The 26,974-nt window shown below is 33.3% G+C and carries 22 protein-coding genes; 7 read left to right on the top strand and 15 right to left on the bottom strand.

From position 1 onward, the window contains the following. Together H6622_00505 and H6622_00510 are read right to left on the bottom strand one after the other, a co-directional pair. Complete coding sequence (locus H6622_00505; GenBank protein ID MCB9059983.1) at positions 1-654, bottom strand: tyrosine-type recombinase/integrase; 654 nt, start codon at positions 652-654, stop codon at positions 1-3. After that, positions 611-889, bottom strand: a complete 279-nt coding sequence (locus tag H6622_00510; protein MCB9059984.1) for a phage integrase N-terminal SAM-like domain-containing protein — start codon at positions 887-889, stop codon at positions 611-613. The genes H6622_00505 and H6622_00510 overlap by 44 nt, the downstream gene beginning before the upstream one ends. Before the next feature lie 513 nt (positions 890-1,402). Here H6622_00510 and H6622_00515 point away from each other — a divergent pair. Next, positions 1,403-5,170, top strand: coding sequence for a hypothetical protein (locus tag H6622_00515; protein MCB9059985.1), 3,768 nt, complete (start codon positions 1,403-1,405; stop codon positions 5,168-5,170). A gap of 204 nt (positions 5,171-5,374) precedes the next feature. Here the strand turns inward: H6622_00515 and H6622_00520 are convergent, their stop codons facing one another. From H6622_00520 to H6622_00565, 10 genes are all read right to left on the bottom strand, one after another. Further along, entirely contained in the window at positions 5,375-5,905 is a 531-nt protein-coding gene (locus tag H6622_00520; protein ID MCB9059986.1) for a hypothetical protein, read from the bottom strand. Next, entirely contained in the window at positions 5,902-6,957 is a 1,056-nt protein-coding gene (locus tag H6622_00525; GenBank protein ID MCB9059987.1) for a hypothetical protein, read from the bottom strand. Before H6622_00525 ends, H6622_00520 begins: the two co-directional genes overlap by 4 nt. Positions 6,958-7,219: 262 nt before the next feature. Then, positions 7,220-7,531, bottom strand: coding sequence for a helix-turn-helix transcriptional regulator (locus H6622_00530; protein MCB9059988.1), 312 nt, complete (start codon positions 7,529-7,531; stop codon positions 7,220-7,222). 3 nt (positions 7,532-7,534) lie between these two features. Next, positions 7,535-7,840, bottom strand: a complete 306-nt coding sequence (locus H6622_00535; GenBank protein ID MCB9059989.1) for a hypothetical protein — start codon at positions 7,838-7,840, stop codon at positions 7,535-7,537. 266 nt (positions 7,841-8,106) lie between these two features. Then, positions 8,107-8,565: a hypothetical protein gene (locus tag H6622_00540; protein ID MCB9059990.1), complete on the bottom strand. Its 459-nt coding sequence runs from the start codon at positions 8,563-8,565 to the stop codon at positions 8,107-8,109. Positions 8,566-8,570: 5 nt separating this feature from the next. Next, a complete protein-coding gene (locus H6622_00545) occupies positions 8,571-10,676 on the bottom strand; it encodes a hypothetical protein (GenBank protein MCB9059991.1) in 2,106 nt (701 codons plus the stop codon). A gap of 24 nt (positions 10,677-10,700) precedes the next feature. Further along, complete coding sequence (locus H6622_00550; GenBank protein MCB9059992.1) at positions 10,701-11,549, bottom strand: hypothetical protein; 849 nt, start codon at positions 11,547-11,549, stop codon at positions 10,701-10,703. A 37-nt stretch (positions 11,550-11,586) separates the two neighbouring features. Further along, on the bottom strand, positions 11,587-13,593 hold the full coding sequence (locus H6622_00555) for a hypothetical protein (protein ID MCB9059993.1): 2,007 nt from the start codon (positions 13,591-13,593) through the stop codon (positions 11,587-11,589). 1 nt (position 13,594) lies between these two features. After that, positions 13,595-16,129, bottom strand: coding sequence for a hypothetical protein (locus H6622_00560; GenBank protein MCB9059994.1), 2,535 nt, complete (start codon positions 16,127-16,129; stop codon positions 13,595-13,597). Between the two features lie 274 nt (positions 16,130-16,403). Next, a complete protein-coding gene (locus H6622_00565; GenBank protein ID MCB9059995.1) occupies positions 16,404-17,153 on the bottom strand; it encodes an IS5 family transposase in 750 nt (249 codons plus the stop codon). Between the two features lie 331 nt (positions 17,154-17,484). On the opposite strand from H6622_00565, the gene H6622_00570 reads away from it, so the two are divergent. Continuing rightward, positions 17,485-17,832 (top strand): hypothetical protein, encoded by a 348-nt coding sequence (locus tag H6622_00570; GenBank protein ID MCB9059996.1) that lies wholly within the window; start codon positions 17,485-17,487, stop codon positions 17,830-17,832. Here H6622_00570 and H6622_00575 read toward each other — a convergent pair. Then, positions 17,829-18,653, bottom strand: coding sequence for a hypothetical protein (locus tag H6622_00575; protein ID MCB9059997.1), 825 nt, complete (start codon positions 18,651-18,653; stop codon positions 17,829-17,831). The two genes, H6622_00570 and H6622_00575, sit on opposite strands and share 4 nt — an antisense overlap. Then, positions 18,629-19,624: a class I mannose-6-phosphate isomerase gene (locus H6622_00580; protein ID MCB9059998.1), complete on the bottom strand. Its 996-nt coding sequence runs from the start codon at positions 19,622-19,624 to the stop codon at positions 18,629-18,631. The genes H6622_00575 and H6622_00580 overlap by 25 nt, the downstream gene beginning before the upstream one ends. A 69-nt stretch (positions 19,625-19,693) precedes the next feature. Between H6622_00580 and H6622_00585 the strand changes: the two genes are divergently transcribed. The 5 genes from H6622_00585 to H6622_00605 all read left to right on the top strand — a co-directional run bounded on the left by H6622_00585 (position 19,694) and on the right by H6622_00605 (position 26,263). After that, on the top strand, positions 19,694-20,398 hold the full coding sequence (locus tag H6622_00585; protein MCB9059999.1) for an LON peptidase substrate-binding domain-containing protein: 705 nt from the start codon (positions 19,694-19,696) through the stop codon (positions 20,396-20,398). A gap of 79 nt (positions 20,399-20,477) precedes the next feature. Then, a complete protein-coding gene (locus H6622_00590; GenBank protein ID MCB9060000.1) occupies positions 20,478-22,883 on the top strand; it encodes a leucine--tRNA ligase in 2,406 nt (801 codons plus the stop codon). Positions 22,884-22,896: 13 nt separating this feature from the next. Continuing rightward, on the top strand, positions 22,897-23,649 hold the full coding sequence (locus H6622_00595; GenBank protein MCB9060001.1) for a sterol desaturase family protein: 753 nt from the start codon (positions 22,897-22,899) through the stop codon (positions 23,647-23,649). 127 nt (positions 23,650-23,776) lie between these two features. After that, positions 23,777-25,048, top strand: a complete 1,272-nt coding sequence (locus H6622_00600; protein MCB9060002.1) for a hypothetical protein — start codon at positions 23,777-23,779, stop codon at positions 25,046-25,048. A gap of 120 nt (positions 25,049-25,168) precedes the next feature. Further along, positions 25,169-26,263, top strand: a complete 1,095-nt coding sequence (locus tag H6622_00605; protein MCB9060003.1) for a hypothetical protein — start codon at positions 25,169-25,171, stop codon at positions 26,261-26,263. Here H6622_00605 and H6622_00610 read toward each other — a convergent pair. After that, positions 26,250-26,897 (bottom strand): hypothetical protein, encoded by a 648-nt coding sequence (locus tag H6622_00610; protein MCB9060004.1) that lies wholly within the window; start codon positions 26,895-26,897, stop codon positions 26,250-26,252. The two genes, H6622_00605 and H6622_00610, sit on opposite strands and share 14 nt — an antisense overlap. Positions 26,898-26,974 lie beyond the last annotated feature (77 nt).

Raw genomic sequence — 26,974 nt, forward strand, 5'->3', positions numbered from 1 at the left:
TTACTTAAGTTGTTCGCGAACTGAATCAAGAGGACTCTTGATGGCCACATTTCTGAAATCAACAAGATGGGTATAGATTGCGGTGGTATTTAGGGAAGAGTGTCCAAGAAGTACTTGAATGTATCTCAAATTGGTTCCAGCTTCGAGCATATGTGTGGCCCAACTGTGTCTTAATGAATGCAGTGTTACTTTTTTAGAAATATTTGCTTTAATTAAATATTTATCTAACATTTTTGAAATGCTTGCAGGTGAGTACTGGTTTTGGGGCCTAAGCCCTGGAAACAACCAGTATTTTTTACATGACTTTTCATCTTTCCAATATTTGCGAAGCTGCAGCAAATAATGTTCAGATAATATCACGTATCGATCTTTTTTATGTTTTGATTCACGAATGTGAATCAGCATTCTTTCACTATCAATATCTTCGGCCTTAAGCTTAATTATTTCTGATCGTCTGAGTCCGCATGAATATACTCCCATTAAAAGAGTCTGGTGCTTTAAATTTTTAATGGAATTAAGAAGTTGAACCATTTCATTCAAAGAAAGAATTAAGGGAAGTTTTTGATTTACTTTTACGAGGGGAATTTTTCTGGCATCCCACTTGTAAATTTTAATTGAATAATCCCCAAAAATTACACTCCTTATTAAGAACATTGGTGAAAAAAAAGTGAATAGCTGAAACATGTTGATTAATAGTTTGTGGTTGTCTCTTTAACTTATTGATCAAGTGCAGTTTATACCGTTTTACGTGCTCAATATTAAGCCTGGAGGGTGAGCTCTTAGAATAGGTGATAAACTTACTTACCGCTCGCGCGTAGGCCTCTTCGGTATTGCTGCTGAATCCTCGTTGTCTGATTTCATCAATTAATTTGTCTTTTAGAATACCCATTTAATTCTCCTGTGTTTGGGTTAAAAATTAGACAGGAAACATAGGTTAGAAATAAAGGAAGTGGAAATTTGAAGGGTGTGACGCGTTGCGATTTTCCAAATTTTAAGAGCTTATCCTAGAGAGGTGGTGGAAAGTACATTTTAAATCTAGATCTCTGCCCTAGAATACCCATTCTGAGGCAGAGAGTTCCGGCTCAAAATTTGCTGTTTTTTTGCTCTAAAATCGTACATCATCGAATCTTTACGTTTATAGTTAAATGTAAGGCCTTGTTAGGCCAAAGTTCTGGGCCTTTTGTGTTGAGTATGTAATATTTGTACTCATGAAGACACTAGCTAAAATAAATTCAGAAGAAGAATATCAAAATGCCAAAAAATTAATTGAACGAGTGCTCCTCCGTTAACAAGACTTACTAAGACCTAGTTTGGGGGGGAGATTACATTAGGAATTAATTTCCTATAAATAATTCTTTATGTTGAAACTTAAATTCTTTATATAAGAACCCGAATTATAGCTATGCGCTGGCCAGTTATAATACTTTTATTTAATTTACTTGTAAATATCACCACTTATGGTGCCAGTGTTCCTGAGTATTGCAAAAAAGTTCAACCATATCGCTATTGTTACAAAGGTGAATTTGTAACTAACGAGCAAACAGATGGACTTGTGCAAGATACATTTACATTAATAAGTGAATCAACTGAAGATCAATATCTTAAAGAGTGGGAAAAATTAGCTCTTGAATCAATAATAAATCGCAGAAATAGTGGACTAAATATCTTTCCAGAAGCAAAAGAAAAAGTTTCTCTTTTGAACGCAAGAACATGTAAAGGCGCACTTAATGAAATCACTGAAAATAGCAAAAGAAAACAAAAGACGCGTTCTAGTAAACCAAAGAATAAAAACCCAATGACAGAAACTGATTTTTTTGCTCGTCACATTCAAATGGCACTTATATCAGGTCCTTGGTTTAAAAAAACTAAAGAGTTGCATGTAAAAATTCAAAAAGAGAAATTGGGGGAATTAAAAAAAGCGAGAGATGATTGCATTAAAGAGCAAGAAAGTACCAATTCTCAAATGAAGTCTATGTCAATTTGCCAAGAAATGGAAAAAAACAATTTGGGAGTATTTGGTGATATTCATTACCGTTATCAAGAAAAAGCGAATCAATATTTTAAACCTTTAATTCAATTAAAAAATAGTTATCCTGCTCTATTTAAACAAGAGGGAATTTTTACGATTGTTGAAAAAGCGGGGGATCTAGCAAATAAAATGTTAAGTAAAATACCATCAGTTTTAAAGAGTAAAATAATCAAAAAATCTGAAAAAATTTATAATTCTCATATTGGCAAAATTGATTCTGGAGATATTGGTAGCACGATTGATTTCCTAAGTCCTTTAAGGGAACTTTCTAATGAAGAAACTGACCAAATCAAGGGGTTTGCTGAAGAATTTCGTAAAGATAAAGAACTTCGGGAATTGGCAGTGAATGCAATTGCAACTGATGCAAAGGATATAGATAATTCTCTTAAACATTTTTGTGATAAGAATTACCTTACAGGTTCAGACAAAGATCCTCAATTGCAACATTACACCTCTCTTGTTGATGAATTCTTAAATCGGCAAGTCGCAAAAGCGAACAAGGGAGAGATCTCAAAAGAAGAACTTGATTCTCAGATAAAACTTTCTAGGGATGTACAATGTCATCTTATTCAAAAATATCCTGGAGACGCAAATGTTAGTGGTGCAGCGATTGGGGGACTTACTCTTTTGGGCTCAGGTGTCTTAGCATGGGCAACCGGAGGAAGTTCGCTTTTAGTGCAAGGACTTTTTTTAACTGCGGGAACTGTTCTTGGAGGAGTTGGTGTTAAAGACTATATTGACTCTATTGATCGTTATCATATTGGTAAGGTTGTAGTTGGTAATGAATGGGCAAACTATACTGAATTTCAAAAGGTTCATGATGATTTAAAAAATACACGAGACATAAACTTTGCCCTTAATATTGGACTACTTCCTCTTTCAGTTTTTGATGTTGCTGCAGTTAGGTCTTCTTATCGTGCTATTAAAAACTTGGGAAAGGTACTGGATACGAAAAAAGTCTCTCTAGGAAATACCCCCTTAAAAGCATCCTTAACACTTAATGAAATGAATCAACTTGGAAAAATTCTTCCACATATGAGTAAAACTGAAATCGAAGAGCTTTTTAGAGTCATTTCTCCAATGGATCGCTTTAAGAGAGCTCAGTATATTGCAAAGCTTGAACTTCCTAAGACCTCTATCCCTAAACAAGTTGCACAAACAGAAGAATCAGCTAAAAGTAATGCTCCACAGCTCGTAGAAAATAAAAATGATCAAAAAGCAAAAAAACAACAAAACTTTTCCCAATTAATGTTTAATCACACGATTGTTGATCATGCAAATGATCCTGAATTGCAAAGAATAGGACAAAAGCTACAGGAACAAGGGGTGAAGGGTGCTAGAAATCCACAAAAAAAATATGATGCGTGGTTAATTGAGCTTGAAGACCTTTACCAAAATAATCCTGAAGAGTTAAAGAAAATTTTAGAATCTCGCTATCTTGAACCAAGTATTATGAAATATGAAGATATACCTGAAAAATATTTTAAAGGACTTGAAGAACAAGCTAGACGTAGAGGCGCAGGAAACGCACAGATTGACAGAGCGGGATATTATGAAGCGATTAAAACCGACCAGGCAGCAAGTATCAAGAATTGGATTGATTACCTCTCTTCTTCAGAAACTAAACATTACCCTATGTGGGCAAAACTGTGGGCGCTTAAGGCAGTTACCAAGATGGGTAAATATAGTGATGAAAGCAAAATGTTTGGTAGACGTAGAAAGACAGAGGTTGCCTCCTTTGCAGAACTCAACAGAGAGTCCCTTGCAGAAGTAATGGATGTGATTATAAAAGCTAAAAATGGAGAAGAGGTCGATGAGTTTTTCAAACCTTTTTTAAAAGATTTAAGTTTTTCTAATTTATATTCAGCAAGTTATGCGAAAAAACTTGCTGAAATTGCCGACACAAGCTCAATAGAAGGGAAATGGGTCAAGTATGACCAAGGAAGTAATTGTGGGCCTTTAGTTAGTGCGCTAGAAGGGAAAGGAACAAATTGGTGTACTGCCAATCCAGGCATAGCAAAAAAACACCTGGCCGGAGGTGATTTTCATGTCTTTTTCACTAAAGACAAGAGTGGAGAATACGCCCAGCCAAGAGTGGCAATAAGAATGGAAGGAGAAAGAATTAGTGAGATTCGTGGCATTGAAAAAGGGCAGCATCTCGATAGGCATGTAGCAGAGGCGGGAGTTGTTTCCAATAAAATGAAAGAATTTGGAGAAGAGGGAGTGCAATATGCTAAAAGAGAAGAGCAGTTAAAAATATTAAATAGAATTGAAGATAAAACTGAGGCAGGAGAAGAATTGACAAAAGAAGAACTTCGCTTTTTATATGAACTTGATCATAAAATAGAAGATTTTGGTTACGGTAGAGATCCGAGAATTGATGAGATAATTGGCAAAAGAAAAATTAAAGAAGATCTAATTAAAGCAACAGGTTTTAAAGAAAGCGAAATTAGTGTTACTGCAGAAGAAGCGCTAAAGGGTGGAGTGAAATATCATTATGGAGATCTCAATCTTCGCTCCCTTACAGATGCCAAAGATCTCAAACTTCCTGAATCTATTGGAGGAGATCTCTCTCTTCGCTCCCTTACAGATGCCAAAGATCTCAAACTTCCTAACTCTATTGGAGGACATCTCAATCTTGACTCCCTTACAGATGCCAAAGATCTCAAACTTCCTAACTCTATTGGAGGACATCTCAATCTTCGCTCCCTTACTGATGCCAAAGGTCTAAAACTTCCTAACTCTATTGGAGGAGGTCTCTATCTTGACTCCCTTACAGATGCCAAAGGTCTAAAATTTCCTAACTCTATTGGAGGACATCTCTATCTTAACTCCCTTACAGATGCTAAAGATCTAAAACTTCCTAACTCTATTGGAGGAGATCTCTATCTTGACTCCCTTACAGATGCTAAAGGTCTAAAATTTTCAGAATCTATTGGAGGACATCTCAATCTTGACTCCCTTACAGATGCCAAAGATCTCAAACTTCCTAACTCTATTGGAGGACATCTCGATCTTCGCTCCCTTACTGATGCCAAAGGTCTAAAGGTTTCAAATGGTGTTAAACAAATTATTTTACCAGAAAATATGCGTGGTTTTATTCCTGAGGGTTACAATGGAAAAATTATATATAAGGATTAAAAAAATTCATTCACCAAGAAACTTTTTATCGGAGAAACCTTTTTTTTGCGAAGAAGAACTGAACTCAATTTATTGCCAATATTATAATAGATTCAAACCAAAATCATAAGGCACAAAATTAAATTGCAGACTCATTCCACCCCTAACAGGGGTTTCGTTCAAAAGACGTTATGTTCCCTCTTTTGAGGTAGAAAATTAGATCCATTACTTTTTCTCACAGCCTTTTAAACGAGATATAAGCTTGTAAACTAAGTACCCAACACCAATAATAATACCAACGCAGGCTAGACCTAATTTGTATTTCATAAGGGGACTTAATTCTACATCAATTCCGTACAAATAATTAAATGGTGGACCACCCGAAATGACATAAAAAACGAAAACACTACCCAGCCATAGGACATAAAAGATCATGTTTAGAATTCCAAATGTCTTTTCCCAGCGACCAATTGTCACTAATTTATTTATGTCCGTATTAGGTTGAAGGTAATGAGAGAGACGATTTTGATTCTTTTTTTTGCTTTGGTCACTAAAAAGAAAAATTGTTAGATAACCTTGATATCGATGATAAATTTTATGACCTACAAATATAGTACCAGTTGTATTATAAAGGATATTCTCTTTGATTTTCGAATATTTTTTATCCAAATAGAGCAAACAAAATAATGGAACTCCAATCCCATAATAGGTAGTGCATACTCCACCAATAACTAATAAAATATTCTCAAAGCTCAATACAAGTAACTCCTAGTTGTATCATATATTTTTTCACCTCCACTAAACAGAGCACCTCCAGCTTTTTCTCCAAGCCAACTTCCTCCAACTCCTGCAGCAAAACCCACTACAACTCCACATGCTAAACCACTTGTACCTAAAGTGGGGAGTGTCAAAATCGCGGTGCAAATGAAGTATGTACCTCCCCACGAAAGAAGTGCTCCACCGCCAATATTGCCAGCTTGTTCCAATGCGACCTTGATCTTGTTATCATCAGTAGTGATAACATTTCCTAGCCCAATGACCACTTCTATTCCCCATCCTGCTAGATGTTTGATGTATTTAGATTTTCTAAGAACTTTGAATGTGCGCTCTAGGTACCCTACAACCTTCTGTCCATTTAAATAATCAGGAATAACAACCGTTTTCCTTAGAGATTTCACTGAGTCCCAAATTCGTTCTCCTCTAGCTCGACTAACTATAAAATTACTCAACTTGTTAATTTCTTGCTTAACTTTGCCCGACTCTAGCGCATTTTGCAGAGCTTTTTGAAAATTATTGCTGCCACCTTTATAAGTGTAATGTCCATCATTGATTGCCTTCTCGATTAATTTCATACCTTGAGAATATTTCTCATAAAAATTTTCTGTACTAGAGAGAGCACCAGATAATCCAAGACCTGCCCAGTCAACATCCTCATCCGGCTTAGTGTTATTGTTTAAAAAAGAAAAAAGATGAGGGTTGCGATTAAGATAATCTAGTTCAGTTTGATAGGCATAGCGAATTTTATTCTTTATCAACGCTCGCTGACAGAGAGTGAAAATTTCAAAGTGACGTTTTCTATATAGGGAAAGATCAATTATTTGCCAGGCGGATATCTTGTCAGGGTCTTTGATTTCTGGATTATTGTGTTGAATAATTTCAATTATTTCCTTAATTCCCGCCCAGTCTAAACGTGGCCTATATTTTCGGTTGAGATCTTTAAAGTGATCAACAATGATTTGAGACAGAGTTTCACCTGGTTGAACCTCGTGAATGGCGTAATAACCTAGTTTTTTCCCAAGAATACTCAATCGAAACTCCTCATTAAAAAATCTAATAGTTCTTAATAACACAATTGCGGTTGAGAACACAAAGTGTGATGAAGTTATTTCACAGATGAATTATATTTTACTAACTTTCTAAAGGTTAAGAAGAAGTTGTGAAAACAAAATACATTTAAAACCCCAAACAATTCTACAAGTCAAGGACTCCCCCTTTTACGTATTTTCTATAAGTCATAAGAAATACTATATCTCATAGAGGCTATTTTTCTGGAACGCAATATAACTGTTTTTATATTGCGTCTTTTTGACGTAAAAATTTCTCCCGAGAACGCTCTATTTTTTTAATATCTTTACTCTTTTTAAAATCCCCATTAGGAAATAACAAGTCTTGCGGATGTGACCCAAGGGCCGCTGCAATTTTTGAGGCCGACTTTACCGTTAATTCAACACGGTCATTTTCAATGGCACTAAGATTATTCATTTTAATACCTGTTAGTTTTTCAAGGTCTTTTAAAGTCATGCCAAAACATTTTCTATAGGCCCTAACGATTTCACCTGACGTTGAATCTTCTGGCACAAGCAGATCTAAAATATCTTTCATTTTTTACTCCTTCCCATAATTATGGTCTGGGGCGATTCTCACAACTTCTACAATGATCTCATCATCGATAATTCTATAGACAATCCTGCCACTACTACTAAAACAAGAAAACTTATACCCTTTCCACTGCTTGTCCAGTTTATGGTCATCATAGACAGGAATTTCTCTAATTTTTTCTGGCCCAAACTGTTCAATACGATTTCTCCAAACCTTAATTATCTTAATGTCCTCAATGGTGATACTCCCTCTTTCAAAGTCATTTTTGAGCTTCTTTTCCACGTCTTTTGTAAATCGTACTTTCCATGACATTCCTTGTCCTTCTTTAAGGTTATAATAAACCATAAGTTATTATATATTATAACTTATAATTAAATATAACTCAACACGTATATATTATGCAAATCGCTGAAAAGAGACGATATTTCACCTATACCAAGACCAGGACAAACATCTCAATCGCTCATTTCAGCAAAATATGAGGTCCATTTTTTGGGTCGTTTTTAGAATCTTGTAGCAATAACACCTGAATACTTTGACATCAACTGCTTTAAAGGGTTAGTCCTTATTCTTTTTGATTATAATCCTAGAACCCAAATACCATTTCCATTTTCTAGTTGTATTTTTAAATATTTTATTACCTCTTTAACAACGTTTTTTAAATTAACAATAAACTCATCCATTTTTCTAGGTAAGTCAAATTTCTCAAAGAGATAATCTTTTTTGAGATTTGATTCTTTTAGCAATCTATCCAAGCACTCAACAATTTTATTATTGTGAGAATCATCAATATTTTTGTTAATATTTTCGAAAGAATTAATAAGGTTTTTTATACTATCGATTGAATAAAAAGTATTTCCATAATAATTAAAACTGAAATTTGACTCATGAAAAGGATTAGCTATAAACTGAAAATCAATGTCTTTGATGAAAATTGATTCTTTTGAATAATACTCTGGCTTTGTGTCTTGAATACAAGGGGATAGCTCTATGTATTGAGTGCCTTTTGATAGTTGTTCGATTTTTAACACTTCCATAATACTTACTCCAAACCTTCAAAATACTTTTTTCCATCTTCTGGTCTAAAGACAGTTCCGCCATCTGGATTTCTTGAATTTTCGATAACAACAGTTTTAGACTTTTCATCCCAATAGGCTTTTCGTCCTTCTCGTAGTTCTTTAGCTTCTGATGGATTTTCGATAATTTCTTTTATTTTTTCTTTAAATTCTTCTTGAGTTTTGATTTCTGGAAATTCATCATTTTCTATTTTGTGCTTATCCCATGCATGACCACCACCAATTTTATCGGCTAGTTCTTTAGCTGAACCACTCTTACTAGACTCAATGTTCTCCAAATATTCTTCTTCATCATTATCTTTTTGAGTGATAATATCTAAAGCTACATTAAATTCTCCCAATGAATTATCTTCATAATTTTCCTTCAAGACAAGTAGTGATTTAAATGAATTCTGGTCTTGTGTAAGAAGTATTCCTGTTCCAATCAATAAATTTGAAGATAACTCATAAGAAAGCAAACTCGCTCCTAGTGCTTTGATCAACGTTGACGAAGGCGACCTTCCTTCTTCTTCAATTATATTATTTACTTCAGAAACTAAATACTGAATGTCCTCAGGCGTAGCATTTAAAAATAATTCACCTAACTCAGGCAAATAGTTAACCTGAGCACTTTTCATTGACATCAGTCCATCGACTAAATTATTGATACTTTCTTCTTTAAAAATATGATTATAATTTGGAGATATACCCTTAAATGTTTCAAAGAATTCTTCCCTTTTCTCAAGGGGAATCGAACCAAATGGAAGAAGGATTGTTTGTTTTTTACTCTCTTCGTCAACATATTCTCCGCCCATTCCAAGAACATTAAAATTTTCATCCATTGCTAGCGAAATATAAACGCTATCAGAATTGAGTTGTCGATTTAAGCATTTATTAAAACTACCACCTTCTAATACCTCAATGCCACATCCAACTAACGAACCTGGAGTTTTTAAAAGACCGATTGTCATTCTAGATGTAATGTCTTTAAATCTCTCTTTGGCACTTCTCTTTCGATACTCAACTTTATAAAAGGACTCAATTTGATCAAACTGAGTAGTTTGGATATCTATCAATTCTCGTTGAAATTTTTCAACTATATCAATAATTTCGCTCTTGTTCTCAGAATTATCTAAGTTTAAATTTGAACCTTTAAACTGATTTTTTAAAATTTGATTTACATCGTACTTTGTAATTCCTAATTTTAAAAGTTGCCCCTTTGAAAAATCTAGCTTCGATTTACCATATGAATTAATATCAAAACTCTTCAGGTATTGAATTGATTTTTGGAGTAATTCTGCTTTTGAAACTTTGTAATTTAACAATGCAGTCATAACTGGAATTAAAATATTTTTTTCAAGTTGATTATCAACTTTTAAATGTTCTCTATATTCACTTTCCGTACAAGGGAAGTTAACGACCGGATGCCCCTTAGGAGGATATATCCTTTTGTGTTGCGGAAAATATTTTGGAGGTGTATTCCATAGACATTTCTGATTCATCTCCATATAGAATATACCTGCCCTAATATCTGCAATGAATTTCTTCAAATTTTCTGTAAGAAATGCCTTTGAATAAAAGGACAATTCAAGCTCTATTTTTTTTGTCTCTTGAATTAATTTCAAAATGTCATTAACAAGACTAAGTCTATAAATTCTTTCCTTTTCTAATTCCTTCCATTTTTCAACTGAATCTAAATTTAATTCATTAATTCCATAAAGATTGATAAGATTATTTCGAACTTCTTCCTCATCAAAAACACCAAGTGTTGAATTCAACCATGATTTTCCACTCAATGATTTTACTGAAATTCGACTATTACTTCCTCTTCTAGATAGACTTGAAGTTAAAAAATCATTAAAGTTCTGTTCTCCTCCTGCCAATTTGAAGAGTGAAATGATAACATCAGGGCATCTTTTGAACTTAATGATAAAAAACAACTTATTATAAGCTAAATCTCCTGACTGCTTACATAATTCACTTTGCAAAGATATATAATCGTTGAACAACTCTTTTTTGATTTCCACATGATCGCTTGCAAATAATTGACCTATCCAAATTGCAAGTACAAATAATATAAATTTAAACCGCACAAATACCTCTTGTTTTAATTCTGCTTAAACTGTCTCTTTCTTTTTTTCTTCCTTAATTTGTTCTTTTACAATTTTATTACCTTCTTTTGCTTCATCTTTCACAATTTTATTATCTTCTTTTGCTTCATCTTTCACAATTTTATTATCTTCTTTTGCTTCATCTTTCACAATTTTATTATCTTCTTTTGCTTCATCTTTCACAATTTTTTCATCTTGTGAATTTCCCGGTCTTATTAGAACTTCAGGGTATTGATAAATGAAATACACTAATGCTGCGGCCAATACAGGAATAGAAAGCAATCTAAAAATCTTAACTAAAACGACTGCACTCACGAGAAAGGTGGCAGCGTACACAACATTTTTAAAAACATCTTCCTGATGGTAAATATCAGAAATCATTTTTTTTGTCTCTCCAAAACTAGGAACATAATCACCAACTTGTAGTTTATCAGTTCTTGAGTCTGAAAATAATTCTAAAAAGGCATGTTCTATTTTTTGTCTATTTGAAATCTGGTCACTTTTTGTATCAATAATGATTGACTTGCTGTCAATGACTTTGGAAAAATCAGCACTAAGTCTTGTAATCAAAATGCTTTGAAGATTTTTTCCCTTATCAAATTCTGAAATCACCACACTAACACCTGCACTTTCACCATTATCTAAGTCAATCACAATTCGAGTAGGGTTTTGTTGGTTGTAAACTTCTACTAAACTTAGCTTGTAGCCTTTTTCATCAACAAATGTGATGCTATCATTTTCAAGTTGTTCTAAATTTAATTTGATCATTTCCTTACTTACTTTTGCTGGCGTTGTGGCATAAGTTGAGTGAAGAGTAAGAAAACAAATTAAAATATAAATAAATAATCTTCTCATATAAACCTCTCGTTCTTAAAAATATTTATCATTCTTTTTATTCATGATTTTTATTCTCTTTTTCCATTTTTCGTTCGAATTCTAGATTTTTTCTGTATTGTTTATTCAAATTCCCATTTACGATTTGCTTGTGTACTTTTTTACTTTTAGATAGCTTTACTAACTGCTCTTGCATATCTTTCACGATTTTCATCTGTTCAGCATCAGGAAGGCTTTTTCTTTCATCAAGCTTAGCTTCAATCTCAGATGAGGAGTGACTATTTGCAAGTGGCATCAATTGACCTTTAAAGTGTTTTGCAAGTTGATTATTACTACGTTTTGTATTTTTTGTAGTCGTTTTTAATCTCCATCCTCTAAAAAGGTTTCGAATAAGGCCTTTTATTTTTGTTGAGCGGACGGGATCTAAACTTGATAGGTCTATTAATTTCAAGAGATTTTCTAATGTCATTTCAACTTTATCTAGAGGAACTTGTTTTTCAGGGTCTGTCAGTTGTTTCAGGGCATCTAAGATCATTTTTTTTATTTTATTGTCATTAAAAAAATTATCGTCATCTCGACTTTTTTCCCACTGATTAATAATCTCTTCTTTTAGTGAAATTGAATCTAATACATGTTCTATATAAAAGCTTTGATCATCAAGTTCTTTAGAAAATATATATTTTTTGATGTATGCCTTAAACTTCTTGGAATATTTTTCATATTCAAGATCTAATTGAGCGCTAAAATTTTTAAAGCTCATTATTTGTTTCAATATTTCATCATTTTTCTTAAAATAATCTTTTATATCTTGATCACTTATTTTACTAGATTTTGATAGTCTATTTTGTAAATCTTTTAAATCTTCAAGTTGCGCTTGAGAAATGTTCGAATCTTTTTTCAATTCCACATCTGAAAATGGATTAAATTTACTATAAAATTCAATCATCACTTCATTTATATACTGAGCTACATACTGGAGAGCGAAATCTCTTTTCGCAGATTTTATAAAATATTTTGCCGACTGCCCACCAAGGTAGGAATACATTTTTTTTAATCTTTCAATTTTTAATTCAAACTCATATTGTATATTATACAAGCTATCAAAAACTTTCTCATATCCTTTATTTCGACTTCCTGGTACGTCTGCTTGAAATAATTTCCAAGGTGTCACAAAATTATTATAGATTTTATCTCCAAGTCTTTCTCTAACATATTCGGTGATTTCGTCAAAATATCTGGGATCTTCAACAGGATCACCAATAATGACGAGTTCTATACCTCGTTCTTTTACAAGTTTAACGATATAATTTATTTCCGTTTCTAATGTATTCATTTCACCATCGACAAGAAGAATTAACATTCCAGCAAGAGATGTCTGTCTATTAAGATGATCAGTATGGATTATATTTAGATCTAATGGGGGATATTGAACATAAAATCGACTTAATTGAGTGATATCAAAATTGTCTTGCTCTAACACAATTTTTCCTTCTCCAGGAGTAAAATCTTGATAAGAAGTTTTTATAATATCACTATAATGACTACTTTTATCTAGTATATGCTGTCTAAATCTTTCACGAAGTCTTCTTGATCCTCCAAAGATAGCAAAGTAAGTTTTGAATTCATTTAATAAGACTTGAAGCTCTGTATAACTGTGTCTAAGATCCTCTAAATCCATAACAAGCTCTTCTTCACTTCCAATATCTTTCAACTTTTTCTCTATATTTTGAATAACTTCTATGAATCTATGATTTTGAAATCGAAAATTTTGAATTTCTGTTAAAACTTTGGGGACAAGTTTTGGATCGATTTGTCTGTTATTTTTAAAAAGTTTTAGTGCTTTTCTAGTTGCTTTTTCACTAAGCTCAAATTGGTGAGTTTGAGAATTCATTTCAACAGATAGCAGATTATTATTCAAAGTTATTCTTTCATTATTAACAATAATTCCAGAATTGTCTCTGTTTAACATCGCAAGTTCACATTTCTTCAAATCAGTTGTGAGGCCTGGGCCTGAAAAAAACATGACAATCATTATATTGAGAGTTAATTTAATCTTGCATTTCATATTATTTCCTATTCTCTGAAATTACTTTATCAATAATTTTATTTACGATTTTATTTAATTCGTCCTCTTTTATGTGTGGTCGTTTGCGCAATTCTTCATTGATCATTATTTCAATTTCTTCATTTTCCTTTTCGCTGAGTTGTAATTTTTCGATTCGACTTGTTGAAATAGCTGCTTTTATGCTTAGATCTCTTGCACGTTCTAAATTTAATAAATGTTCACCAGAAGTATTACTTTTAGGGCCTTCAATTTCTTCTTTTAAAGGGCCAAGAATATTTGTAAGTGCCATATCTTTGAAATTTGAAGATACTTCTTTAACGATTGTACAAGCAGTCAAACGATTCGTTGCCATTTTTTGTAACCGATCAATAATGAGATAGATTGATCCGGTTATTAAAGGTAATCCACTAAAGATAAGATTTTCGATTTCTTTACTGCTGGAGACAATTCCTTCAGAATGTGTTTTATCATAACCTTTTTTGTTTTGAAGGTGGTCAGTATAATTAATCCAAATTGCGATCGCAGCGCCAAAAGTAAGAAATACCGTAGAATATGCTGCGGTATCACGACAAGCATTCATGGGAGCTGATAATAACATTTTATTTGTCATTGAATTGATCATTTTTTTTCTCACTTTCGCGACATATGGATTTTCATCTTTAGAATCGATTTTAGTATGTTCAGATGTTCGTAACATTAAATCTATACCTTTTGTCATTTGATCAATTTCTCTTTCTAATTGATATTTACCATTTTCTATTTCTTTTTGAGTGGGAGAATGTGAAGTGAATTTTTCAATAATTCTTCTTTGAATTGCTTCTTTTACTAATATTGGGTCGATCCCCTTTTCTTCACGGTTTTGATGTTCTCCGAATTGACTTTCATTTTCATTAAAGAAATCAACGACCATTTTATCTCGAAGAGATAAATTGAGTTCTTGAATGGTTTGATGGAAACGAGAAGAAACTATCCCAAGGATCTGCCTATCAATAAATGTTTCATTCAAACGTATATTGTTGTTATTTGATTTCTTAGTCAGAGTGATTTTTTGAATAAACGTATCAAATATACTTTGAATTTCCTTTACCTCATCTTGAGTGAAGGCAACTGCATTTTTAAGGTTATCGTAAACATTACCTGCAACATTTCCACCCTTTCTTAAACCATCTGCCATTACTTTAAATTTTGGGATTGGGATCAACCCCATAATTGCAAGTGAAATATCACCTGGTGTTGTTGGCAAGTAATAGGCATTAGTCTTTAGAAAGTCACTAGAGAGTTTGTATAATTTATCTTTCAATTCTTTTGATAATTTTAACTCAAGATCTTTTGAAGTTTGTTTAATAAGTAAATCTAAAGATTGTAAGATGACATAATCAACTGATTCATTTAATAACTGTTCTAAGTAAACATGAGTTAACTCTGATTCAAATTTCGTTGCAATTTGTTGATTATTTTCTTTAAACCTAGAATCAACTAGTTGTTTCGTTTGCACATCATCTAATAAACTAAATACTTCTTCAGTAATTGTTCCATGGGTGTCAACCTTTGAAATATTGTCTTTGCTAATACTCCAAAAACTTACAGTGCATTTATCTTCTTTTGATTTAATGTTTTTTTCAACCATTTGAATAATTTCTTTGGCACCATCTCCAACTTCTAAATTTGGATCTGCAAATCCATCGTCAAAAAAAACAAAAATATTTTTTCCTTTTAGTGAAATCTTATCATATTCAAAATATCTTAATTGAGACATAAGACTGTTTTCAATTGCCTCTAAATTCAAGCTGTTTTTTCCAGAAGAATATTTATCTATCACTGGAGAGATATGAAGAAATACATAATCACTCTGATTTAAAAGATTTGAAAAGTTTGAAAGTTCACCATTTCGTTCAAAAGCAACAGAAAGATTTGCTGGAGGTGCATTAAAAAAACTGACTCCTTTTGGAAAATCTTCATTTCCTATATAAATACTAAGTTTAGAGTTGCTACGTAGGACTTCATCGAATGCATACCGTCGACGAATGAAAAGACGATCAATTTTATCACTATGCTGAATTTCCCCTGAAAAATTTAAATGATTTTGGACGTTTTTCGGATCAATACCTGCATTTTCTGAAGTGTAATAGACAAAATGTGGTAAAACATTATCACTTGGCCTTACCATTGCATCTGAATTTGTGAGTCTGTGGATAAAGTTTGTCTTATCAACGTCATTATTCCCCATGACAAATATCTTGAGCCCCTCTAACTCCAAGGAATCTAGAAGATCTTCCAGTTCCTGGAATTGAGAACTTTCCTTTTTTCTATTGAAATTCTTGTTTTGACTAGCGAGTCTCATCATTTCCAATCTCAACACTTCAAATTCATTGAGATCTAGATGATCCTTTTTATTGTTTCTTGAAACAATTGATTTATAAAGGATTAGCTTAGTGTCCTTCTCTATAAAGTTTTCTTCACAGGATTTAGTAGATTTTGCAGCAATCGCAATTTTAGCAACATGAAAAAATATTATAAATAAAATGAAATACTTCATTGTTAACTCCAAATAAATGTCTAAAAATTTCTTAATCAATAACTTAAAAGTAAAAACATATCTACTTAACAACTAATTTATTTTAAAAATGAAAAGATTGATTGGACTTTAAACTATCATTTATACTGAATATAAACTCTTCAGAGCTAAAATATTAAATAATACATCCAATTCAGTTTAGAAAGTTGTGATCAACAGTTATATTGAATTGGTGTACTGTAAAAACTAACTTCACAACACTAACTAGGGGCTGTCCAGAATTCCCGGCCTCGCATCAAAGTTTTAACCATATATAAGCACATGCCAAAGAAAGCATGGATTTGTAATTTCTTTTGAGTTTATCAAACCTAGTTGCAATGGACATGTAGTGCTTCAACCTAGCGAAAATATTTTCTACTTTATATCTTTCTCTGTAGGCCGTTTTGTCTAAATTAGTGTTTCCAATCTTCGAGTTTTCTTTCCTGGGGATTACTGGAATTGATTTTGTTCCTCTGATTACCCAACGAAGATATTCACCATCATACCCCTTATCAGCAATAGTATAAGTACTATGAGGAGTTCTTTCTATAAGTTCTGGTGCCATTTTTATATCATGAACTTGCCCCTCAGTAATTTCAAAATCAATTGGATTCGCGTGAGAATCAACAACCATATGTATTTTAGAACTATTGCCTCCAGCTGTTTTTCCAATACCACTCTCGGCGTCCTTACGTGCACCACAAGCATGTTGATGAGCTTTGACTACACTTCCATCAATAATTTTCCACTCCATATCTGGTTCAACTACAAGTTTCAGAAATATACTCTTTAATTTGTCGTACTTGGACCAGTCGTTAAATCGCGAATACACTTTTTTCCAGCTCCAGTGCTCTTGTGGTAAGTCTCTCCAGGGGCATCCAACTCTCATTTTGTACAAAATTCCTTCTGTGGTATGTCGAAGATCAGGCTTGTCATAGATGCCATTTTGAGACATTATTGGCCATAACTTCGACCAAAGCTCATCTGTGAGCATTAATCGAGGCATAAGTAAGTCCTTTGTTGTTTTTTGCAAATCAATTCTAAGGACTTACTTTCAATTATGCATACGGCCCTGAGTCGAATTCTGGACAGCCCCTAAATTAAACTTGGACTGGAATCGTCAAAGGTAATGGATGAAGAGACAAGCAGCATACTTCCTGAAGATATTACGGAAGAACGGAACAATAAAATAGATGAAATTCCGTATAATTTTTTGACAGTATACTTTTTTTACATACATGGCCCGATCTGATATTTTCGTAACCTTCTGAAATTAAGAGTTATTCTTCCTAAATTTATGGCACAAAATCTGCAATTAAGCTTAAGAGGAGATTAATATGAAAACTTCATTTATCATACTTTTTACATTACTTAGCTCTACTTTATCGGCCTTTGAGCTTTACTGTTATACACCTCGAAAATCGAAATGCTTTAAAGTATCACAAGATAACTTCACTGTGCTTGAAGAAAGAGGAAATCAGAGATCTCGTGGAATTTCATCTGTTGAAAAACTTAAGACCCTCTATACTGGTAAATCTCTCACAAAATATGTGAAATTTGAAGGTGATGATTATCAAATTCACGTTGATAATATCAATTCCCCATCAGATATGAATGATTACTTAATAGTAAAGAATTCTGAAGGACATGAAATGATTTTTTCGCTTACCTGTGAACAAATTTAGAGTTTTCTGTTCCAATCAAATTGCTCTGCCCCACCTTTTTCCTTTGGCTTTGGTGGTGGTTCAAAGTCCTCACATCCAGAAATGATTTCATTTGTTTCATTCTTTACAATTATTTTTTTATCTAACTGAATATAGTTACTTTTTTTAGTTTTAGTTCTTGAATCATAGAAGGCCATCTCAATTTGAAATTCTCCGATAAGAGATTTTCCTCCGTTTATTGAATTTGGAACTAACGAAAACTCCTCTACTCTGTAGGGCATCGTTTCTTCTCGGACTGGACTTATCGTTAACTGCTGGTCAGGAGCAAATACATCTTCCAGAACAACTTCATCAATTACTTTCCTGTGATTAAATGCAGGGCATTTAAATCTTTCAAATCTAGTAGAAACAGAAGCGGCCGAATAGAAAATTTGCACAATCCCTTTTTCTAACTGCCTTACTCTAAAATTATTCATTCTTTCAGTACCAGGAACAACAAAGGGAACGTACATAAAACCTAAGTTATCTTGTCCAGCAATTGTACTACGAGAAATTCTCACTAACCATGAATCTACATTAGTTAATTCTGAAATTTTTAAGACATCGGTTCTTTCTAATTTGGGAAACTGAATAGTAAAACGAACTCCTTTAGACACTTCTTGCTTATAATATGGGCCTACTTTCCAATCTACAATTTCAAAATCTTTTACAGAGGTGTCTTTAACTTTTAATATTACTGTTCTATCCTGCCCATAGGTAACAGTTGAAGTTTCACGACAAGAAACAAAATTTAATAAAATTAAAAGACAAAAAATTATTACTGAACAACGATAATTTCGCACAACGAGCTCACTCCTTTGAGAGAAATTGATCCAAATTCAATCTCTTTACACATGATTGTATCATATTCCTTCACATGTAGGGAGTTATCGGCAAGTTCTATTTTCACTTCTCCATAAAGACAGAAGAAACTTGTCGGCCTTTTTGTACTATTGATAGTACAAAACTGATCTTTAGTGAGATTAACTTTGTATGCAGTGAAATCAAAATGTTGTGCAAGTTTAGCAACTTCGTTTGTAACATATTCAGGTGAAATTTTAAATCTATCAGGTTGATTAAAGTTTTTATCAAATTCAATTACTTCCATTGCTTTTTTCACATGGAGATCCCTGGGCCTTCCATCATTTCCTAATCTGTTCCAGTCCCATACCCTATAAGTGATACCACAAGACTGTTGTATCTCAATAAGCATAACTCCCTTACCTATCGCATGAATCGCACCGGCCGGAACAAATATAAAATCTCCTTTTTTAACAGGAATAAAATTAAGTAAAAGGTTAACATCCTGGCCATGATTAATTGCATTCAGGAAATCTTCTTTTGTCACTCCTGCTTTTAATCCTAGAAATATTCCAGAATTCTTTTGAGAATCCAATATGTACCAACACTCTGTTTTTCCTTTTGAGTTCTCATGTTTTCGCGCATAATCGTCTCCTGGATGAACTTGGACAGAAAGATTATCAGAAGTTTCTATATACTTAACCAAATAGGGAATTTGAGTTTCATCGAACACATTGCTTAGTCTCGTTCCGTCCTCTAGAAAGCATTGTTGATTTTCAAGGATAGAAACTTCAAGCGTCTCACCAATTTTTTCTTTTGAAGTTATTCCCTTTAATTTAGCAAGTTTATGCCCACCCCAGATTTTTTCAATCACAAATGGTCTCAATTTCAATAATTTATTATCCAAAAAATGACTCCAAGTGAGAATAATATTGGCCATAATTCTGTCATAGTTAGCAAATATTGAAATCATTCACCACAGCAACTACGCAAAATAAAACAAGACTCATTTTTGATAGACCTTATGTGATAGTCTATACTCATGAGAAATCATAGAGCTCCCCTTTTATTAATACCCAATGTTGTCCTATATCCAGGCTGTACATTACCGTTATATGTAGTTGAACCCATTTACATTAAGGTTATCGAAGATTGTGTTAATAATTCTCAAAATATCGCAATTTCATTGGCATCGATGAATCCTCATATTGGACCTACAGAGAATTTTGAATCAAACCCTAATGAAATGATTTCACCAAAAAGAATTTGCACGATGGGAATTCCCTACATTCTTGGAACAGGGCCAGGACATGGAATACATGTTATTATAAGGGGGGAAAGAAGAGTTCTCCTCACTCGTTTAGTTCAAAACCTTCCTTATCCAATTTATGAATTGTCTGAATTAGAAGAAACTTCTGGCCACGGCCATTTACCTCAAAAGGCCCTTGAAAGCTTAACCGCTATTCTTCACGAGTGGATTGATTTCAACATTTTAGATTCTAAAGAAAAGATGACTATAAAAAACCAATTACATAGTGTTCAAAACATTTGTTCATATATATGTACATTTCTGATTAGAGATCCAGAGCTAAAGCAAATCTTACTTGAAATGGATGACCTTTTAGAAAAAATACTTATATTGCAAGTTTTGGTTGGGGAGAATTATACTTACATTGAAAACGCGTTGCACAAGCAATCTCTTTTTGACTTCGAACTCTTAGAAAACACTTTTCCAATTGCAAACTAACCTATTCGAATCCCTCTAGATATGTTACGAATAGCTATCTAAATTGACATATCGAGCTATTACCTAACGTGGGGAGAGAATGGAATATAATTTTAATGAGATTGAGAAAAAATGGCAAAACTATTGGGAAACTCATAAAACCTTTAGGGCAGATGATCTTGATAAGACAAAAGAAAAATTCTATGCCCTTGATATGTTCCCCTATCCATCAGGAGCGGGTCTCCATGTAGGACATCCAGAAGGTTATACGGCAACAGATATCATTTCAAGATATAAAAGAATGAAAGGTTTTAATGTACTCCACCCAATGGGTTGGGATAGCTTTGGTCTTCCAACAGAAAACTATGCAATTAAAACTGGAATTCATCCACAGAAAATTACTGAAGACAATGTAGCAACATTTAAAAAGCAATTGAAGTCACTTGGATTTTCATATGACTGGGACCGCGAAATTGCCACCAGCGATGTCAATTACTATAAATGGACTCAGTGGATTTTTTCAGAGCTCTATAATAAAGGTCTGGCCTATGAAGATGAAATTTCTGTCAATTGGTGTCCAGAACTAAAAACAGTTCTGGCAAACGAAGAAATAGTTGATGGAAAATCTGAAGTTGGAGGACATGAAGTTGTAAGAAGGCCCATGAAGCAATGGATGCTCAAAATAACTGAATATGCTGAAAGATTGATTCAAGATTTGGAAGATTTAGATTGGCCAGAGAATATTAAGGATATGCAACGCAACTGGATAGGTAAATCCGAAGGAGCGTCAGTAAGATTTGATGTCGTTGGGATCAAGGATCAAATCGAGGTTTTTACAACTAGGCCCGATACCCTCTTTGGTGCAACATATATGGTTCTCGCTCCGGAACATCCTTTAGTAAATAATATTACTTCAAATGAGCGTAAAGATTCTGTTGCAGAATACATTATAAGAACTCAAAAAAAATCTGACTTAGAAAGAACTGATCTCAACAAAGACAAATCAGGGGTGTTCACAGGAGCTTACGCGGTTAATCCTGTTAATAATAAAAAGATTCCCATTTGGATAGCTGACTATGTCCTTATATCTTATGGGACAGGGGCCATTATGGCCGTTCCAGCCCATGATACAAGAGATTGGGAATTTGCAAAAAAATATGAACTTCCCATTATTGAAGTTTTGAAAGGCGGAAAGGTAGAAGAGGAAGCTTTTCTAGAAGACGGAGAACATGTTAATTCCGAGTTTTTAGATGGATTAAATAAACAAGATGCAATTATTACTATTATTGATTGGCTTGAGAAAAAAGAGCTTGGAAAGAAAAAAATTAATTTTAAGCTAAGGGACTGGATTTTTTCACGTCAACGATACTGGGGAGAGCCATTTCCAATATTAAAATTTGCAGATGGAACTGTTAGGGTTTTAAACAAAGACGAACTTCCCCTAGCTCTTCCTGATGTAAAAAAATACGAACCATCTGGAACAGGAGAATCCCCCCTAGCAACAATAGATGAGTGGTTAAACATCACTGACCCAAAAACGGGGAAAAAGTGTAAAAGAGAAACAAATACTATGCCTCAGTGGGCCGGTTCTTGTTGGTATTATCTTAGATTTATTGATCCTAGTAACGATGTTGAGGCCTGGAACAAAGAAAAAGAAAGATACTGGATGCCAGTGGATCTCTATATTGGAGGAACTGAACACGCTGTACTTCACTTATTGTATGCAAGATTTTGGCATAAGGTACTTTACGATCTAGGTCATGTTTCTACAAAAGAGCCTTTTCAAAAACTTGTCAATCAAGGTATGATTCTCGGAGAAGATGGCGAAAAGATGAGTAAGTCTCGAGGTAATGTCATCAATCCAGATTCAGTTGTAGATCAATATGGGGCCGATACTCTTAGACTCTATGAAATGTTCATGGGCCCTCTTGAAAAAACTAAGCCTTGGTCAATGAAAGGTGTAAAAGGTGTTTATAACTTTTTAAATAGATCATACAAATTCTTTGCAGACAGTAATCATTGGATAGATGGTAAAGAAGATGAAGAAGTGTTGAAACTACTTCATAAATCTATAAAAAAGGTGTCTCAAGATATAGAAAATTTACGATTCAATACTGCGATTTCACAGCTCATGATTTTTTTAAACCTAGTGATAAAAAAGAAAGCTGTTACAAAATCAACAGTTGAAACTTTTGCACTCGTTCTCTCTCCACTTGCACCACATATGTGTGAAGAAATTTGGCAACTTCTTGGAAACCAAGAAAGTCTGGCCTACGCAAAGTGGCCTGCATATGATGAAGATTTAGCAAAAGATGATCTCATTACTGTGGGAGTACAAATCAACGGAAAAACAAGAGGCACAGTTTCAGCGCCAGCAGATATTAGTAAAGAAGAATTTTTAAATATCGCAAAATCTGAACCAATTGTAGCTAAATATTTAGAGGGAAAAAATATTATAAAAGAAATTTATGTTCCTGGTAAAATTTGCAATTTTGTTGTGAAATAAGTCATAATGGGCCATGGGAAAATATATTTACCTTGGCCTAGCTACAATTTTCTTTTTTTTCTTAGAGTTTAGAAAACCGTTTTTCACACGAAAATTAAATATTAAAAAAAATCTTAATAATTTCTTACTTACTTTGTCCTCTCTTCTCATAATTAAGCTCACTTCTTATATGGGTTTGTTTTCTCTTTGGAGTGACTTAATACCAAGTATTGGTATAGAAATCAAAAACATGTCGGCTCTTCCCCGAGTAGGCCTTACCATAATAATTCTTGATTTTTGTATATATTGGCAACATCGTTTTTTTCATTTGAGTTCATTTTTATTTAAATTGCATATCCCACACCACACTGATGAAGAATTAAATGTGAGTAGTGCCTTAAGGTTTCATCCGAGTGAAATATTTTTATCAGCTTTTTATAAACTGTTCATAGTAAATCTAATTGGAATTTCATTCACTGATTACGCTTTATATGAAGTTATCCTCACTAGTTTTGCTCTTTTTAACCACAGTAATATAAAAATTCCTGAGCGAATTAATGACTTCCTGGAATATTTTTTTATCACTCCTACTTTGCACTACGTTCATCACATCAATGAAAGTAAATTGATGAATATGAACTTCGGAAACATATTTAACATTTGGGATAGGCTCTTTGGAACTTATCTCAACTGGAAAACTCTTGATCTTGGGCACCTAAAACAGGGCGTTAAAAACTATCCACAAAAAAATTTTTCTTCATTACTTTTCTTAAAAAAAGATCAGTAAAGCTCTAAAACAACGCCAATAACATACCAATACTGTCAAGTATTGTTCCAAATTTAATCTATAGTTGACTAAATTTGCGGAAAATTTTGCCGATCCTTAGTTAAACAACTTAACAAAGGACGGCCCGATGAGTAAAAAAACAATCGCTGTTATCATGACACTCATATTGAATGTTGGTCTGGCCGGATGGGATCAAGACGTAAGGAATGTCGTCAATCAGTACCCAATTAAATTAGACAATACATTTTCATCAACCTTACTTGGACTTTGCTATGCTTATCCAAGACTTCTTGAGGGAGATCGATTTCCAATTAAGACCATAAAGGTACCGACAAACATGCTTGATAGTCGCGGCCTAAATATAAAGGTTGGACTTGTTCGCAATAAAAATGGAAAAATAAACAGAGATGCTCCTTATGTTTTTGTTATAACAGGAGCATTTAATAATTTGAATGGTGCCTTACCAAAATCTATGATGAATGCATTCTTAGATATGGGATACAATACCGTCGTTATACCCAATCCATGGGGAACAGAATTTATAAAAAGTGGTACTCGAAAACCAGTTGGAACAATTCTTTACGAGGCCGAGGTCATTCATGATGTAATTAAAAACACAGCAAAACTACTGCTCATCGATAAGTTTAGATTGTTTGGTATAAGTTATGGCTCATTTTTGGCCGCAATGGTTTCAACATTTAACGCTCAAGATGGAAGTCCTTATAATATTTTAGACACAACAATCATTTCACCACCTGTAAATATGGGGCATACCTTAGAAAACTTGGATGTTTTGGTTTCACAGACAAAAAAATACCATGGGGCCTCAGTTATTCAATCAGCAATTAACCTTTTCAAATTTTGTCAAAAAACATCACCTAGTGTTTATCGCAAAAAGGATCAAAACACGGCCAAGGGTCTAGTTGTCTCAGTGGGGTTTCATGGTGAACTTATAAACTCTGTCACTCTCTATGATGATTTAAAACATCTTAATATTGTCCCAAAGCGAAATTTGAAAATTTTGAGTTCAGTAGAAAGACAAAAGCTCACCCACTATGAATATTACCAGTATCAAAGAGAACGAAAGAAAGAGGTTGATATCTTTGACAATTGGGTTAAAAACTATAATTTTTCAAAATATTTCCACGACTTTGCTCCTGAAGCAAAAGAACAGATCACTAGTGATTTTGGCAGACTATCTTATTGGATTAATCAGTCCAAAGTTTTGGGATATGACAAATTTAGAATACTGATTGCTGAAGATGATTTTTTAAATTCGCAAGAAGATATTTATGAAGGATTTGAAGATGACTCTATATATCTAAGATTTGGTGGCCATTATGGTTTTCGAGATCAAAGTTGGTATTTTAATTTTCTTAAGGAGGCATATTTAAATTAGAATTATTTACTTGCTGTACTATATATTTTTATAATTCTTTTTGTATTTAGTTTATTAAACATCTCAACATAACTCAAAAAATGAGCTAGTATCCGGCCAAATTCATACTAAGCAAGAAAAATGAAACATAAAATATTTCTAAAATTTTTAACATTTTTTCTTTTAGTCTCCTCTTTATCTGCTCAAAATGTAGACCCTCTTTTTGGACTTGAAAACGAATTTTCAAAATTTAGTACAAAAATTCATGGCCCAATAATCTTATTGCCAAATATTGCAGCATTACCATTTGTCATTTTTTCAGATTTTGGATTAACTCTTGGAATTTCATCATTGGTCGTCACAATTTCTACCGGTGGATTTTTTCTGGGACAGACGTTAAATCGAAGAGCATTGGAAAAATACTATGAACATGCAAAAAAAAATGAGCAAAATTTAAATGTTGAAGTAGTGGGCAACCAAATAAAAATAATCAATTCGAATAAGTTCCATTTAATTGCAAAAAATGATTTTGGTGTCATCGAATTTAATAACTCTCCATCCACTGTTAGTTTTTTTAAAGAAAATATAGATTTCGTTGACGAATTCATGTTCAAAAAAACTAAAAATCTTAAGTTAGGTCCAAAAGGTTTTTTGAATTCAGGTCAAATACACATAGATTATGTCACTGGCCTTGAGGAAAACCCACAGCTCCTCATAGACTTCTTAGTTGATCTCACAAACCATCCAGGTCTGTATCGTGGCCCACTAAGCAGTAGCGACAAATTCACTTCAAAAGATCCACTTAGTAATATTAGAAAATTTCGAAAGGTTTTAAACTATTTTAATTCTCGAAAATCAAATTTTAAAAGAATAATAAGGTTACTAAAGGATGCTGGCCTTGGACGAGTTGGTGATGGGCATGCCTTTTCGTTAAGAAAAGAGAGTTTAGAGACTAGGTTTTGGCGTCCACAATATTCAGTGCATGAGATCATACTATTTTTAGATCTCATAAAAGCAAGATTAAATTATTTAAAAAAACACCCAAATCAAAAACTTAAACCACTCTTTCCAACTTATTTTACATACACCTACCATAAGCAAATGAAAAAATATGTTGAAGAATCAGGACTTGATTGGAATGAATATGAAAAAATTCTCCCTAGAAGTTGGATTAGACTTTTTAATTTTGAGAAGAAAATTGTTAATTATTGTCAAAAGCTTTTCAAAAGACATTGAAGAGTTTATCTAAAAAGCTAAGTCCAAGTCCAGAGAGTACGGGTATAGTAAGATTATCATCAATTTTTCCTGAAAAAAGTTCTGAAATTGCTCCTATTAGGCCACCTAAGAGACAAAAGTATGTTAACTCAACTGAAGGGCCTGTAAAAAAAAGCCCATAGGCCGTGGCAATAGCTGTGCAAGTGACAAAACAAGCAAAAGACCCTTGCCATGACTTTCCTGGAATTATCCGATCTTTACCATACAGTATTCCAAAATATGAAGATATCGGATCGGCAAAAACCAGAAAAAAAATGGATAAAATTGCCATTTTTTCATCATATAAAAAAAGTGATAGCGAAATACCTGAAGCATAATAAGGAACTCCGCTAAAAGAGTTTTTTTCTGACTCTCGCATAAAAGGTCCCATTATAAAAAAGACGTAGCGATTGATTTTGGGAAAATAAAGTCTAATAATATCTGTTGTTAAGGCCAAAAATGCACAAACAGCAGCAATTATTGCCCAGGTTATTTGGGGTAATGCAAATTCGTAGTAGATGCTTACAGCAGTAGAACCCATAACAATATGCCATATTTTTCTGGCCAGATGGAGGTCATTGCGTTTTTTAAATACTGGATCATATTTTAATTCCAAGATACTGCTCCTTACCTTAAAAGCTACTTTATTTACTTAGCTAAAAAAAGCAAAAATCCAACAAAAAAATACTTTGG

The sequence above is a fragment of the Halobacteriovoraceae bacterium genome (assembly GCA_020635115.1).
Classification (GTDB): domain Bacteria; phylum Bdellovibrionota; class Bacteriovoracia; order Bacteriovoracales; family Bacteriovoracaceae; genus JACKAK01.